This is a genomic window from Pseudomonas baetica (assembly GCF_051216495.1).
In the GTDB taxonomy this organism is placed as follows: Bacteria; Pseudomonadota; Gammaproteobacteria; order Pseudomonadales; family Pseudomonadaceae; genus Aquipseudomonas; species Aquipseudomonas baetica_B.
Window position 1 is genome coordinate 25,153 of the sequence record NZ_JBPKAM010000003.1, and the last position, 14,153, is coordinate 39,305.

At 58.8% G+C, this 14,153-nt stretch carries 15 protein-coding genes; 11 read left to right on the top strand and 4 right to left on the bottom strand.

Features of this window, described 5'->3' with window-relative positions; all coding sequences use genetic code 11:
• Positions 1-4: 4 nt before the first annotated feature.
• The 4 genes from uvrD to ACSFE6_RS02570 all read left to right on the top strand — a co-directional run bounded on the left by uvrD (position 5) and on the right by ACSFE6_RS02570 (position 4,369).
• Complete coding sequence (gene uvrD, locus ACSFE6_RS02555) at positions 5-2,188, top strand: DNA helicase II (RefSeq protein WP_435426122.1); 2,184 nt, start codon at positions 5-7, stop codon at positions 2,186-2,188.
• A 136-nt stretch (positions 2,189-2,324) separates the two neighbouring features.
• Positions 2,325-2,765, top strand: a complete 441-nt coding sequence (locus ACSFE6_RS02560; protein WP_435426123.1) for an EamA family transporter — start codon at positions 2,325-2,327, stop codon at positions 2,763-2,765.
• A gap of 179 nt (positions 2,766-2,944) precedes the next feature.
• The gene (locus ACSFE6_RS02565) at positions 2,945-3,823 is read left to right on the top strand and encodes a Tim44 domain-containing protein (RefSeq protein ID WP_435426124.1); all 879 of its coding nucleotides are present in this window, start codon (positions 2,945-2,947) and stop codon (positions 3,821-3,823) included.
• Between the two features lie 138 nt (positions 3,824-3,961).
• Positions 3,962-4,369, top strand: a complete 408-nt coding sequence (locus ACSFE6_RS02570; RefSeq protein ID WP_192562898.1) for an SMI1/KNR4 family protein — start codon at positions 3,962-3,964, stop codon at positions 4,367-4,369.
• A 22-nt stretch (positions 4,370-4,391) separates the two neighbouring features.
• Here ACSFE6_RS02570 and ACSFE6_RS02575 read toward each other — a convergent pair whose 3' ends face one another.
• On the bottom strand, positions 4,392-6,155 hold the full coding sequence (locus tag ACSFE6_RS02575; RefSeq protein WP_435426125.1) for a cation:proton antiporter: 1,764 nt from the start codon (positions 6,153-6,155) through the stop codon (positions 4,392-4,394).
• A gap of 284 nt (positions 6,156-6,439) precedes the next feature.
• Here ACSFE6_RS02575 and ACSFE6_RS02580 point away from each other — a divergent pair, with 284 nt between their 5' ends.
• Positions 6,440-6,922 (top strand): acyl-CoA thioesterase, encoded by a 483-nt coding sequence (locus ACSFE6_RS02580; protein ID WP_435426126.1) that lies wholly within the window; start codon positions 6,440-6,442, stop codon positions 6,920-6,922.
• A gap of 108 nt (positions 6,923-7,030) precedes the next feature.
• On the opposite strand, the gene pdxY is transcribed toward ACSFE6_RS02580, so the two are convergent.
• Entirely contained in the window at positions 7,031-7,903 is an 873-nt protein-coding gene (pdxY, locus tag ACSFE6_RS02585) for a pyridoxal kinase PdxY (protein ID WP_435426127.1), read from the bottom strand.
• Positions 7,904-8,022: 119 nt separating this feature from the next.
• On the opposite strand from pdxY, the gene ACSFE6_RS02590 reads away from it, so the two are divergent.
• Positions 8,023-8,436, top strand: coding sequence for a DUF3301 domain-containing protein (locus ACSFE6_RS02590; protein WP_435426128.1), 414 nt, complete (start codon positions 8,023-8,025; stop codon positions 8,434-8,436).
• Between the two features lie 85 nt (positions 8,437-8,521).
• Here the strand turns inward: ACSFE6_RS02590 and ACSFE6_RS02595 are convergent, their stop codons facing one another.
• Entirely contained in the window at positions 8,522-9,487 is a 966-nt protein-coding gene (locus ACSFE6_RS02595; RefSeq protein WP_435426129.1) for a CobW family GTP-binding protein, read from the bottom strand.
• 25 nt (positions 9,488-9,512) lie between these two features.
• On the opposite strand from ACSFE6_RS02595, the gene ACSFE6_RS02600 reads away from it, so the two are divergent.
• Positions 9,513-9,869 carry an NADH:ubiquinone oxidoreductase gene (locus ACSFE6_RS02600; RefSeq protein ID WP_435426130.1) on the top strand — a complete coding sequence of 119 codons (357 nt, stop codon included), beginning with the start codon at positions 9,513-9,515 and terminating at the stop codon, positions 9,867-9,869.
• An 11-nt stretch (positions 9,870-9,880) separates the two neighbouring features.
• Here the strand turns inward: ACSFE6_RS02600 and zigA are convergent, their stop codons facing one another.
• Positions 9,881-11,086 carry a zinc metallochaperone GTPase ZigA gene (zigA, locus tag ACSFE6_RS02605; RefSeq protein ID WP_435426131.1) on the bottom strand — a complete coding sequence of 402 codons (1,206 nt, stop codon included), beginning with the start codon at positions 11,084-11,086 and terminating at the stop codon, positions 9,881-9,883.
• A gap of 142 nt (positions 11,087-11,228) precedes the next feature.
• On the opposite strand from zigA, the gene ACSFE6_RS02610 reads away from it, so the two are divergent.
• The 4 genes from ACSFE6_RS02610 to ACSFE6_RS02625 all read left to right on the top strand — a co-directional run bounded on the left by ACSFE6_RS02610 (position 11,229) and on the right by ACSFE6_RS02625 (position 14,153).
• Entirely contained in the window at positions 11,229-11,606 is a 378-nt protein-coding gene (locus ACSFE6_RS02610; RefSeq protein WP_435426199.1) for a glutamine synthetase, read from the top strand.
• Positions 11,607-11,725: 119 nt separating this feature from the next.
• Entirely contained in the window at positions 11,726-12,622 is an 897-nt protein-coding gene (gene folE2, locus ACSFE6_RS02615) for a GTP cyclohydrolase FolE2 (RefSeq protein WP_435426132.1), read from the top strand.
• A complete protein-coding gene (locus tag ACSFE6_RS02620) occupies positions 12,619-13,287 on the top strand; it encodes a metal ABC transporter ATP-binding protein (RefSeq protein ID WP_435426133.1) in 669 nt (222 codons plus the stop codon). The genes folE2 and ACSFE6_RS02620 overlap by 4 nt, the downstream gene beginning before the upstream one ends.
• A complete protein-coding gene (locus ACSFE6_RS02625; protein ID WP_435426134.1) occupies positions 13,287-14,153 on the top strand; it encodes a metal ABC transporter permease in 867 nt (288 codons plus the stop codon). Before ACSFE6_RS02620 ends, ACSFE6_RS02625 begins: the two co-directional genes overlap by 1 nt.

Consider the following 14,153-nt stretch of genomic DNA (forward strand, 5'->3'; position numbering starts at 1 on the left):
CCCGATGCGCGATGATCTCTCCCTTCTGCTGAACTCCCTCAACGATGCCCAACGTCAGGCCGTAGCGGCCCCCGTGGGTCGTCAGTTGGTCCTGGCCGGTGCTGGTTCCGGTAAAACCCGAGTGCTGGTGCACCGTATCGCCTGGTTGATCCAGGTCGAAAACGCATCCCCCCACTCCATCCTGTCGGTGACGTTCACCAACAAGGCGGCTGCCGAGATGCGTCATCGCATCGAGCAGTTGATGGGTATCAACCCGGCCGGCATGTGGGTCGGCACCTTCCACGGCCTGGCGCACCGGTTGCTGCGGGCGCACTGGCAGGAAGCCGGGCTGAGCCAGACTTTCCAGATTCTCGACAGTGATGACCAGCAGCGCCTGGTCAAGCGGGTGATCCGCGAGCTCGGTCTGGACGAGCAACGCTGGCCGGCCCGTCAGGCCCAATGGTTCATCAACGGGCAGAAGGACGAAGGTCTGCGCCCGCAACACATTCAAGCCAGCGGCGATCTGTTCCTGGCCACCATGCGCAGCATTTATGAAGCCTACGAGGCCGCGTGCCTGCGCGCCGGCGTGATCGATTTTTCCGAATTGTTGCTGCGCGCCCTTGACCTTTGGCGCGACCATCCCGGGCTGCTGGCGCACTATCAGAAGCGCTTCCGGCACATTTTGGTGGACGAGTTTCAGGACACCAACGCCGTGCAGTACGCGTGGTTGCGCCTGCTGGCCAAAGGTGGCGACAGCCTGATGGTGGTCGGCGACGACGACCAGTCGATCTATGGCTGGCGCGGCGCGAAAATCGAAAACATCTACCAGTATTCCGACGATTTCCCGGACGCCGAGACCATTCGCCTGGAGCAGAACTATCGCTCCACCGCAGGCATCCTTAAGGCCGCCAACGCCCTGATTGCCAACAACACCGGGCGCTTGGGCAAGGAACTGTGGACCGATGGTGGCGACGGCGAAGCCATCAATCTATACGCCGCGTTCAACGAACACGACGAAGCACGCTATGTTGTCGAAACCATCGAAAGCGCGCTGAAAACTGGCCTTGCCCGCAGTGATATCGCGATTTTGTACCGCTCCAACGCCCAGTCGCGGGTTTTGGAAGAAGCCTTATTGCGCGAACGCATTCCGTACCGCATCTATGGTGGCCAGCGCTTCTTCGAGCGGGCCGAAATCAAGAACGCCATGGCCTACCTGCGCCTGCTCGAAGGCCGTGGTAACGACGCCGCGCTGGAGCGGGTGATCAACGTACCGGCCCGTGGCATCGGCGAAAAAACCGTCGAAGCGATTCGCGACCATGCGCGCCACAGCGATGTCTCCATGTGGGAAGCGATGCGCCAACTGGTGACCAACAAGGGCGTTACCGGTCGCGCGGCCGGCGCGCTTGGCGCGTTTATCGAACTGATCGAAAACCTCGCTGCCAAGTGCATGGAAATGCCGCTGCACCTGATGACCCAGACCGTCATCGAGCAATCGGGGCTCATTGCCTACCACGAAGCGGAAAAAGGCGAGAAAGGCCAGGCCCGGGTAGAAAACCTTGAGGAACTGGTCAGCGCCGCACGCAACTTCGAAAACAGCGAGGAAGACGAGGACCTGACGCCATTGGCGGCGTTCCTCGGTCACGCCTCGCTGGAGGCCGGGGACACCCAGGCCGACGAACACGAAGACAGCATCCAGTTGATGACCCTGCACAGCGCCAAGGGCCTGGAATTCCCGTACGTGTTCCTGGTGGGCATGGAAGAAGGCCTGTTCCCGCACAAGATGAGCCTGGAAGAGCCCGGTCGTCTTGAAGAGGAGCGCCGCCTGGCGTATGTCGGCGTCACCCGGGCGATGCATAACCTGGTGATGACCTATGCTGAAACTCGACGCCTTTACGGCAGTGAGACTTACAACAAGGTGTCACGCTTCGTACGTGAAGTGCCGAAAGGCCTGATCCAGGAAGTGCGGCTTTCCAACAGCGTCAGCCGTCCGTACGGCAGCAACCAGTCGATGAGTGGCAGCAACCTGTTCAGCGGCAGCGAGATTCCACAGACAGGCTTCAGCTTGGGCCAGACTGTACGCCACTCGATCTTCGGTGACGGCGTGATCCTCAACTTCGAAGGCGCCGGCGCTCAGGCACGGGTTCAGGTGAATTTCAGCGAAGGCAGCAAGTGGCTGATGCTGGGGTATGCGAAGCTGGAAGCGATCTGACAGTTACGCCGGGGTGCATTTTGTGGGAGCGAGCCTGCTCGCGAATGAAAGCACCTCGGTCTTTCTGGAAAACCGCGGTGTGGTCTGCGCGAGCAGGCTCGCTCCCACAAATTGTGTCTGACTAAAGGAAAAAGTCATGGGCTCAGGCTTCTTTTCTTCCTGGACATTCTGGGCCCTGTTATCAGCTGCATTTGCCGCATTGACCGCCATTTTCGCGAAGATCGGCGTAGAAAACGTCAATTCAGATTTTGCCACGCTGCTGCGAACGGTGGTGGTACTGGTCAGTCTGGCCTTGATTTTGTACGCCACGGGCCAATATCAGGCATTAGGATCGATTTCGGCCAGGAGCTACCTGTTTTTACTGCTGTCTGGTCTGGCGACCGGAGCTTCATGGATCTGCTACTTCCGCGCCCTTAAAGTCGGCCCGGCGTCACTGGTCGCTCCGGTGGACAAACTCAGCGTGGTGCTGGTGGCCTTGCTCGGCGCCATTTTACTGGGCGAAAAGCTCGACCTGCGCCAATGGGGCGGAATCGGCCTGATCACAGCCGGGGTCATCCTTTTAGCGCTGCGACGTTAAGCATCCTTCCTACAGAACTTATCCACTCATCCTACAGACCAAAGTGAACACGCCTTATTGCGCTGACGGAAGCTGAACCGAACCTGTCAGGCAAAAGCCCGAAACACTCTGCCGCTAGCCAGTAACACTTCAGCTGTGCAACATGGCGCGCGTGCCTTCCACAAACGGGAATTCCCTTTATGAAACGTTTTCTTAGCATCGCCATGGCGTTGTGCATCGGCCTGACGATGAGTCTCGACGTCAATGCCGCCAAGCGCTTCGGTGGTGGCAAAAGCGCAGGCGCTGCGCCGACTCACCAGACCAGCCAAATGGCTCCTTCTTCTCCAGGCATGGGCGGCGCTGCGGCGACCGCTGGTGCTGCCGGTGCCGCTGGCGCTGCTGCCAAGGCCGGCGGTGCTTCGCGCTGGCTCGGCCCTCTGGCCGGCATCGCCGCCGGTGGCCTGCTGGCGTCCATGTTCATGGGCGACGGCTTCCAGGGCATGCAGATCTTCGACATCCTGATCATGGCGGTCATCGCGTTCCTGGTCTTCCGTTTCATCGCCGCCCGTCGTCGCAAGCAGCAGGAGCAATACGCTCCGGCCGGTCACGCGCCGATGCAGCGTGAAGTGTTCGAACAGAAACCGGCCATGGGCTCGATCTTCGGTGGCTCGGCTGCTCCTGCTGCCGCTCGCCCGATCATCAATGCGCCTGCCTGGTTCAACGAAAGGAACTTCGTCGAAGCGGCCCGCAATCACTTCCAGTCCCTGCAACAGCATTGGGACGCCAACGAAATGGACAAGATCGCCGAGTTCGTGACCCCGCAGATGCTGGAGTTCCTCAAGCGTGAACGTGCGGATCTGGGCGACGGCTTCCAGTCCACCTACATTGATAACCTCAATGTACAACTGGACGGTGTGGATGATCGCGCCGACAAGACCATCGCTACCCTGACGTTCAGTGGCGTGTCGAAAACCTCGCGTTTCGACCAGGGCGAAGTGTTCAGCGAAAGCTGGAACATGGAACGTGCCCAAGGCGAAAACCAGCCTTGGCTGGTGGCAGGTATCCGCCAGAACGGCTGATAACCCTCCTCGCTTCACGTGCTGTAATAAAAACCCCGGCCTCTGCCGGGGTTTTCTATTTCGCGGTTGCATCTATAGCAAGCTACTGTATAAACCGCCCCATATAAACCGCGCCATTCAAGCAAGAGGATCCCGGACGTGGAAGAAATCATCGAACAACTGCGTGAAGCCAACGAACCGGTACCGGTCCCCTTGGAATTGCCCGACGAAGACCAGTTGGTCGAAGTCGAAGAAGAACTCTTCATCAACATCCCGTTTGTCTTCAAGGAATTCCTGCTGACGGTCAGCGACGTGGTCTACGGCAGCCTTGAACCAGTGACCGTCACCGACCCGCAATCCCATACTTACCTGCCGGACGTTGCCGCCAATGCCTGGGATGCCGGCGTACCGCGTGACCTGATCCCGATCTGCCAGGACGGTGACGACTACTATTGCGTCGAAGAAGATGGCACCGTCGTGCTGTGGTCGGGCGAAGAAGAGTTGATCACCGAAGAATCCTGGGAATCGGTGTGGCACTGGGCGCGGGACGTCTGGCTGGAAAGCTGAGTCGGCTGACGCCCTCGCGGTGTCAGTGCCCTGGCGAATCTTTGTGGTTATCCAGGGTATCCAGCAAGGCCACCTGCATGCGCGTGTGGACACGGATAAACCAGCGCCACAGCAGCGCCGCCACGGCGGCCGCCACCACAGCGATCAGCACCAGCAACTTGTTGGTTGGCAGAATACTGGCCGACAAGGCTGCCAACAGCAGGAAAATCACCAGCAGCGAGAGGATCGGGATCACTTCGGCGATCACCCTACGCACTCGCTGCGTGTGACGTCCTGCCATTTCCGGCTTCACACCCATTTCCGCCAACAGCATCGACAGCGCCTTGAGCTTGCGATAGGCCGCAATCAAAAACGGTAGCGACACCAGTAGCGCCCCGCCCCAGATCAACGCTTTCTGCCAGCTCGGGTCGCTGATCCAGCCCTGCAAGTAAGTTGAGATACGTTCGGCGAAATAGGCCCCAGCAAAAAAGATCGCGATCACCAACGCCAGATTGACCCCCACCTGCAGCAAAATCCGCCGAATCATCGAAGCCAATAGCGCGCCCTCGCCTTGCGGCTGAATGCTGCGCAACCATTCGCCATACATCCCCAGGACCCGCCCCACGCGCTGAGGCATCGCCGCGGACAACTTGATCGACAACGGATCCGCAGCCCGAATCAGGTACGGCGTCAGCAGCGTTGTGATCACCGAAACCGCTACAGCGACCGGATAAAGAAAGTTGCTCGTGACCTGCAGGGTCATGCCCAGCGATGCAATGATGAAAGAGAATTCACCGATCTGCGAAAGCCCCATCCCTACGCGCAAAGACGTGCGTCCGTCATTGCCAGCAATAAATGCCCCCAGGCCACAGGACAACATCTTGCCGAGTACGACCGCCACCGTGATCACCGCAATTGGCCAGGCGTACTGCAGGAGGATCAGCGGGTCGAGCATCAACCCGATCGCCACGAAGAAAATGGCACTGAACAAGTCGCGAACCGGTTCGATCAGGCGTTCGATTTTCAGCAACTGACGGGACTCAGCCATGATCGCGCCGATCAGGAACGCACCGAGCACCATGCTGTATTCAAGTTTGACCACCAGCAGACAGAAGCCGAAACACAGCCCCAACACGGTAATCAACAGCATCTCGTTGCTTTCGAATTTGGCCACGTAGGCCAACAATCGCGGCACCAGCAAGATGCCAATCACCAGCGCTACGATCATGAACAGCGAGAGCTTGCCGACGGTCGAAAACACTTCGCCCGAGCTGACCGTGCCGCTGACTGCGATGCTCGACAACAAAGCGATAATGCCAATGCCAAGGATGTCTTCAACGATCAGCACACCGAAAATCAGCTGCGCAAACCGCTGGTTTTTCATCTTCAGATCGTTGAGTGCCTTGACGATAATGGTGGTCGAGGAAATGGCCAGGATCGCACCGAGGAACAATGAATCCATGGTGTTCCAGTCGAACCACCGGCCGATTTCGTAGCCGATCCAGATCATCAGCACGATTTCCAGGAACGCGGCGATAAACGCCGTGGCGCCCACCTTGAACAGCTTGCGCAGGCTGAATTCCAGCCCCAGGCAGAACATCAGGAAAATCACCCCAAGCTCCGCGAGGGTCTTGATGGTGTCTTCGTCGTGGATCAGGCCGAACGGAGGCGTGTGCGGACCGATGATGAAGCCCGCGACTATGTAGCCCAGCACCACCGGTTGTTTCAGGCGATGGAATAGTACGGTCACCACACCTGCGACCAACATGATCACTGCCAGGTCCTGAATAAAACTGATGGCATGCATGGCATGGGGCTCCTTGGTCACATCGCTCAATCGCGAACGTAGGAAACGTCCGATCAAGCAGAGAAAAAACTCGCTATTCGCGTAGGAAATTGCCTCTATAGCCGGGCTTTTGCAGGGTAACACCGCGACTTCCGGCAGAAAGGCGGTGCAATATATGGAAACAGATCGATCCGGCGTGACGGCGGCTTCCCGCCCGGCGTCCCGATAACTGTTGGTTTGAAAAAACCACGCAGGCACCCGCAGAGGTGCCTCCCTCAAACCTTGCCTTGATCCGTGAGAATGCTATGGAACCTGGAAACGCCCAACTGTCGATGACGGTATTGATGACCCCCGACATGGCCAACTTCTCTGGCAATGTTCACGGCGGTACCCTGCTCAAGTACCTCGACGAAGTCGCCTACGCTTGCGCCAGCCGTTATGCCGGTCGTTACGTGGTAACCCTGTCGGTGGACCAGGTGATTTTCCGTGAGCCGATCCATGTCGGCGAGCTGGTGACCTTTCTGGCCTCGGTCAATTACACCGGGAACACCTCGATGGAGGTGGGCATCAAGGTGGTGACCGAGAACATTCGCGAACGCTCGGTGCGCCACACCAACAGTTGCTTCTTCACCATGGTTGCCGTGGATGACCAGCGCAAACCCGCACCGGTACCGCCACTGCAACCGGATAACAGCGAAAGCAAGCGCCGCTTTATCCAGGCCCAGCAGCGTCGCCAGATTCGTCAGGAGCTGGAAAAGCGCTATCAGGAAATCAAGGGCGACGCCTGAGGTTTGATGGACGCTCTTTAGATAGTCTTCGCGAGCAGGCTCGCTCCCACATGGGCTTACGTTCTTCCTGTGGGAGCGAGCCTGCTCGCGAATGGCGTCAGCGCGAAATCAAAGACTGATCGGGATTGCCTCAAACCGAACCCGAGGATGCGCGATCCGGTCCTGCGCCCGTACCAACTCCAGCTCGTAGCTGGCGCAGGCCTGCGTTTCCAGCAGTACCTCATGCACCGCCGACGCAGCAAATTCAAAAGCGGCCACCAGGCTGTCACCCAACAACACGCGCGCCAGAAACAACCCGGACGTCAGATCGCCTACACCCACAGGCTGGCGCGGAAACGCCAGCAGTGGGCGCTGCAGGTGCCAACTGCCTTCGGCTGTCACCAACAACATCTCGAACACGTCCGGTGTCTTGCCTGGATAGTCCAGGTGCTTGACCAACACCGCTTTAGGCCCACGGACCAACAGTGCCCGCGCCATCGCCAGGCAATCGAACAGCGACTGCGGCTTGCGCCCCGAAAAACTGTCGAGCTCCAGTTGATTCGGGCACATGAAGTCGGCCACCGCAGCGGCCTCCTCCAGCAGGAAATCGCTGACTTCCGCAGGCACGCTGCAGCCCTTCTCCGGGTGGCCCATCACCGGGTCACACAGGTACAGCGCCTTGGGATTCATCGACTTGATCCGGGCTACCCCCGTGAGGATGGCCCGGCCTTGGGCCGCACTGCCGAGGTAGCCCGACAACACCGCATCGCAATTGCCCAGTTCGCCGATCGCCGCGATGCCTTCGACAAGATCGGGGATTTGGTGCGGAGCCAGCACCTCGCCAGCCCACTGGCCGTACTGGGTGTGGTTGGAGAATTGCACGGTGTTGAGCGGCCAGACATTCACACCGATCCGCTGCATCGGGAAAACCGCGGCACTGTTGCCAGCGTGACCGAACACCACGTGGGACTGGATAGCAAGCAAATGGGGCGTACGTTTCATGCGGTGAGTTTCCGTAAAACGATTGAAATTCTAACGGCGCAGTATGCGACCAAACGCAGCCTGTACGACAGACCGGCGACGCAGTTAAGCTGACACTATCTAGTTGGAGCGCCCTGTTGATGCTGACCCTTGAGAATATTTTCGTGCTGATGCTGTTCGCCACCGCTGGCGGCTGGCTGTGGCACAACCACGGCTTGCGCGAACGCGCGCTGGAGCGGGTCAAGCAGCATTGCAGCAACGTCGGGGTCGAGTTGCTGGATGGTAACGTGGCGCTGAAAAAAATCACGTTCATCAAGGATGCACGCGGTCGGCGTCGCCTGGCCCGTGTGTACAACTTTGAATTTACCGTGACCGGCGAGACTCGCCATAACGGCACCATCACCCAGTTCGGTGCTCACAGCGCACAAATTGAACTGGCACCCTATCCGATGCCATTCGACGACACCCCTCCTGTCGTCGATGTGGTCAGGCCCAGCGCCGAAGTGATTGAGCTGAGTCATTGGCGGCAGGAACATAACAAGTGGCGGCCTTGAAAATACAAGATCGCAGCCTGCTGCAGCTCCTACGGCAGGTTGCTTCGTAATGTAGGAGCTGCCGCAGGCTGCGATCTTTTGAACGTTAACCCGACCGGCAGCCGGCCAGACCTCTTTGCAGCACCCCAACTTCCTGCGGTTCACTGAAAATCAATTCAATCCGCGAATCCTGCCGCCACTCACTTGGCTGCCATTCCTGTACCGAGTTATCCACTGCATTTGTTGAAACCCACCCCTCGACGCTGTGGATAACCAGCTTCGCCCGCCGCCAGGCAAGGCTTGCAAGCCATTGACTGACAAGCGCCACATCGAATGTCTGGCTCGGATGCCAACGCCAGCCGATGCTCCACCCGCCCTCCTGTTCCTGGCTCAGGCAAATCGGCAGCGCCGGATCGGTCCAGATCGCCGGAATCTGCGCCAGTCCCTTGGGCAGCACTAAATGACCCACACCTGACACGGCCTGAGCCGCCAAACCTGGCAATTTACTCAATGGCATCGCCGCGTGCTGTGTCCAGTACATAGGACGAGCTGGCATTTGCGCGGCGAGGCGCTGACGAGTGACTTCATCGAGACTGTCCGATTTGTTCATCAGCAACAGGCCAGCACTGTCCAATGCTTCCAGTTGCGCCTGTGGTAGAGCCTTGCCGGCGGCAAGCGCCTGAGCGTCCAGCACCAGTACACATGGCTGTACCGTCAGTACACTTTTCCACGGCGCTTCAATTAACTGCCTATACAACTGCGCTGGATGCCCCAGCCCGGATGGTTCGATGAACAGACGATCCGGCCGTGCCTTGCGCAGCAACCGGCCAAGCCCGATCTGAAACGGCGCACCGTTGACGCAACATAGACAGCCCCCGGCCACCTCGCCCAGTGCGATACCATCGGCATCGCGGGTCAGCAGTGCGGCATCGAGGCCGATCTGGCCGAACTCGTTGATCAGCACGGCCCAGCGCTCACCGGCCGGACGTTGCGCCAGCAGGTGCTTGATCAGGCTGGTCTTGCCGGCCCCTAAAGGCCCGGCGATGACATGGGTGGGGATGTTCTGCAACATGATCACAGGTTCTGAGGAGGCAAGAATGCGGTGGATGGGATTGTCGTTACTGCTGACACTGGTATGCGGCGAAGCGCTGGCGCAAGCCTGCGTCGTCCACAGCCAGGCGGAACGGCTCGACGTGAAGGTCTGTCAGGAGAACCGCAACATCCCGGAAAAACTATTCGCCGACGGATTCTGCCAGCCGACCCTGGCCGGGCAAAAAGTCGAGGTGCAGTACGTCGACCAATGCCCCAACGGGGCGTTCGGCGTGTGCAGCAACGCCCAAGTCGCCAATATGCCTTACCGGCAGGATATTCACTATTACGGCGTTGCTACGGATGCGGCCTATCTTAAGCCGTTTTGCGAAGCCCAGAGCCAAGGTTCCTGGCTCAAGCCTTGATTTGCCGGGCGTCACGCGGCCTCATCAAACCAAGGGCCGAACGGGTCCGGCAGCAGTTGCCAGCCCTCAACGCCTAATGCCATTTCATCATCGGTCAGCAAACAATCATCGAGCTCGGCGATGAGCTGCGCAAAATCGATGCCCTGGCCGATGAACACCAACTCCTGCCGACAATCACCGCTGGCCGCAGACCAGTTTTTCATAATGGCGGTGGTGCTTTCTTCGTCCTGCGGCCATTGATTCTTCGGCACGAAACGCCACCAGCGTCCGGCATAGCCATGACGCATCAACCCACCGGCCTGGGACCAGCTACCAGCGTCCATGTGCTTGCTGGCCAGCCAGAAAAACCCCTTCGAGCGCAGCAGCCTGCCATTGGGCCATGGACGATCGAGAAAGCTGAAAAAACGCTCAGGATGGAAGGGCCGACGTGCCCGATAGGCGCTGGAAGCAATACCGTACTCTTGAGTTTCCGGCACGTGTTCACCCCGCAATTCCTGCAACCAACCCGGCGCCTGCGACGCTTTCTCGAAGTTGAAGCGACCGGTATCGAGGATCCTCTCCAGCGGCACCTCACCCATGACCATGGGGATAATGTCCGCCTGAGGATTGAGGCGTTCGAGAATGGCCATCAGCTCCTGGCGTTCGCGGCTGCTGATCAGATCAATCTTGCTGATCAGGATGACGTCGGCGAATTCGATCTGTTCGATCAGCAGATCAGTAATCGAGCGCTCGTCCTCTTCACCCAGTGTTTCACCACGGGAAGCCAGGTTTTCGGCGGCCTCGTAGTCGGGCAAGAAATTCACGCCATCGACCACGGTCACCAGGGTGTCCAGCCGAGCGATGTCGCTGAGGCTCTGGCCACTTTCGTCGCGGAACGTAAAGGTCTCCGCCACTGGCATTGGCTCGGAAATACCCGTCGACTCGATCAAAAGATAATCAAATCGACCGTCCTTCGCGAGCTTGCCCACTTCCTCCAAAAGATCTTCGCGCAACGTGCAGCAAATACAGCCGTTGCTCATCTCCACGAGCTTCTCTTCGGCTCGGTTAAGGCTGACATCACGCTGGACTTCGCTGCCGTCTATATTGATTTCACTCATGTCATTGACGATGACAGCGACCCGCAGATTATTTCTATTACGTAGTACGTAATTAAGAAGCGTACTTTTTCCTGCACCTAAAAAGCCCGACAGGACGGTAACGGGGAGGCGATGGGGCATCAGATGTTCCTCACAGGGTGCCCGGTCAATTCGTCGGGCTCCTATTAATGTTATAGTATAACAACACATTCAAACCACTCTCTCTCGCCCGCAACGACAAAAGAGTGCAATGCTGGAACCCATTCTGTTGGTGAGAAGTGCCATGCGTAATGCCCTGAGATCCGCGCTCTTGAGCGCTTCACTGCTGGTCGCATTCGATGCCAGCGCGCAAATCCCTCCCCTGGCCAAATGCACCCGCAGCGCCAACCTGCTGGCCTGCGTGGATGGTGACGGCAACGCCTACAGCGTCAATACCGCGGGTAGCACGATGTATTTGAGGGGCTTCGATGCGTCCGGAAAACGCTACTGGGCGCAGACCAACAGTCGCTACGGCCAGTTGACGTTTTTCACCGGCATCGCTTCCGACGGTGAAGCTTGGGTCGGCTATAACCGGCGCGTCGGCTGGACCACGATCAATCGGTTTTCCAGCTCCGGCGGTAGCAGTGGCAAGTTCACCTGCAATCGGATTGCTGGCTGTTAGGCGAGATCAAACCGAGCAAGCAGCGTCCACGCCTGATGAAAACCTGTTCATGAAAAAGACATCGTTGAATTGATTGTTATAGTATAACATTCAATTCAACTTCCTCGATGGACCTGCTCATGAATGCGCTGACTCTGCCGGATATCGCCGCGCAGGCCTCACGCCAAGCCCTGCCACTGGAGTGGGTGGGCATGTGCGGCATTGCTCTTCCTGTTTTGTTTGATGGAAAACGACTGGTTGCAACGGCGGATGCCGGTGTGAGCCTGGATAACGGCGAAGCACGCGGCATTCACATGTCGAGGCTCTACCTGGCGCTGGAAATGCTAGAGCAGGACACCCTTTCGCCCGATCTGCTTCGGCGCGTTTTGCTGAGTTTCCTGGTCAGTCATAAAGGACTGTCGAACAGCGCTTACTTGAACATTCACTTCGATTTACTGCTGAAAAGGCCAGCGCTGGTCAGCCCTTTGACTGGTTGGAAAAGCTATCCCGTCAGCATCAAAGCGCGTTTGAAAAGCGCAATGTTCCACGTGGAACTAAAAATCGACGTGCCTTATTCCTCGACGTGCCCCTGTTCAGCCGCGCTTTCCCGACAGTTGATTCAGCAGCAATTCGTCGATGACTTTGCCAACAGGGCAATCAACCACGCCGATGTATTGGCTTGGCTCGGCTCCCCCAAAGGCATAGTCGCCACGCCCCACAGCCAACGCAGCACCGCACAATTGTCCCTACGTCTGGACGACTACCTGGACGAGCTACCGCTGATCGCACTCATCAATGACGCCGAAGCAGCCCTCGGCACCGCCGTGCAAACCGCCGTAAAACGCGCCGATGAACAAGCCTTCGCATTGGCCAACGGTCAGAACCTGATGTTCTGCGAGGACGCCGCGCGACGCTTGAACCTGGCCCTGAAACGCTCTCCGGGCATCACGGGTTTTCACCTGCGAGTGGTTCACGCTGAGAGCCTCCACGCCCACGACGCAGTCGCCGAAAGCCGCTGGAACTGGGAGGCCGCATGATCCGCTGCCAAGCCTTGCGTTGGGGCGCTCCCGGCCAGCCACTGACGCCCGCCCTGAACATCGAACTCCCGAAAGGAAGCCTGACCGCAGTGATCGGTGCCAACGGCTGTGGCAAAAGCAGCCTGTTGAAAGTCATCGCCGGCCTGCAGAAGCCACTCGCGGGCAAGGTCATGCTGAATGTTCCACGCAAGGGCGCGCTCTCATTCCTGCCCCAGCAACAACACCTGGATCGCCAGTTCCCCATCAACCTCGAAGAACTGGTCGCCGCCGGGTTCTGGGGCAGCAAGCAATCGCCTGAGCAGCGTAGGCAACGTCTTGATTCCGTTCTGAACGATTGGTGCCTGGACGGGCTCGAGAGTCGCCCCTTGATGGCGCTCTCGGGCGGAGAATTGCAGCGCGCCCTGCTCGCTCGCTTGAGCCTCACCGATGCGCCGCTGTTGCTGCTCGACGAACCCCATGCGGCTCTTGACGAACTCGGTCAGTCGCTGCTGTGGAAGCATCTCCATGCCTGGCATGCCACAGGTCGAACCCTGGTTGTGGTGTGCCATGACCTGGCCGCCGTTCGCCAACACATTCCCTACACGTTGTTGATCAAAAGCAGCGGATGCGTGTTTGCTCCAAGCTCCGATCTCATCCGCCAACAACCTGAAGCGCAGGTGGCTTGATGCTTGCCGCCGCTCAGCTGTGGCAGCCCTTCCACGAATTCGTCTTCATGCGTCGGGCATTGCTTGGCGGACTGGTTCTGGCTTGCAGCACCGCGCCTTTGGGTGTGTTTCTGATCCTGCGGCGAATGAGCCTGATCGGTGACGCCGTGGCCCACGGAATTCTACCCGGTGCTGCGCTGGGGTTCTGGTTCGCTGGCCTGAGCCTTCCCGCATTAACCCTCGGAGGCCTTGGTGCCGGTCTTGGAATGGCCGGGCTCGCTGCCTGGATCACACGTCGAACAGGCTTGCGAGAGGACACCAGCCTCGCCGCGATCTACCCGATTTCCCTGGCCGGTGGTGTGCTGATCCTCGGCATCGCTGGCAAGCGCCTCGACCTGTTGCACCTGTTGTTCGGCTCGGCATTGGCCGTCGATGGCCCGACCCTGACCGGCATGCTCTGGGTCTCGGCGATCAGCCTGATCGCCATGTCGCTGATCTACCGCCCTCTGCTGTTGGACACCCTCGACCCACTCTTCCTGCATTCCGTCAGCCGCCTGGGACCACTGGCCCATGGTGTATTCCTGACGTTGGTGGTGCTGAATCTCGTGATCGGTTTCCAGGCTATCGGCGCCTTGATGGTGGTCGGTTTGATGATGCTACCCGCCGCGGCCTCACGCTTCTGGAGTCGTCGCTTGCCGACGTTGATGGCCATTGCTGCGCTGATCGGCTGCCTCTCGGTGTGGCTTGGACTGTTGCTGTCGTTCCACTACGCGTTGCCCAGCGGTCCGGCCATCGTGCTGGTTGCCGGTACTTTTTACCTACTGTCCGTGGTGCTGGGGCCGGTGCACGGTTTGCTGCGCCGCCCGCCTTTGCTTACATCCCAATGA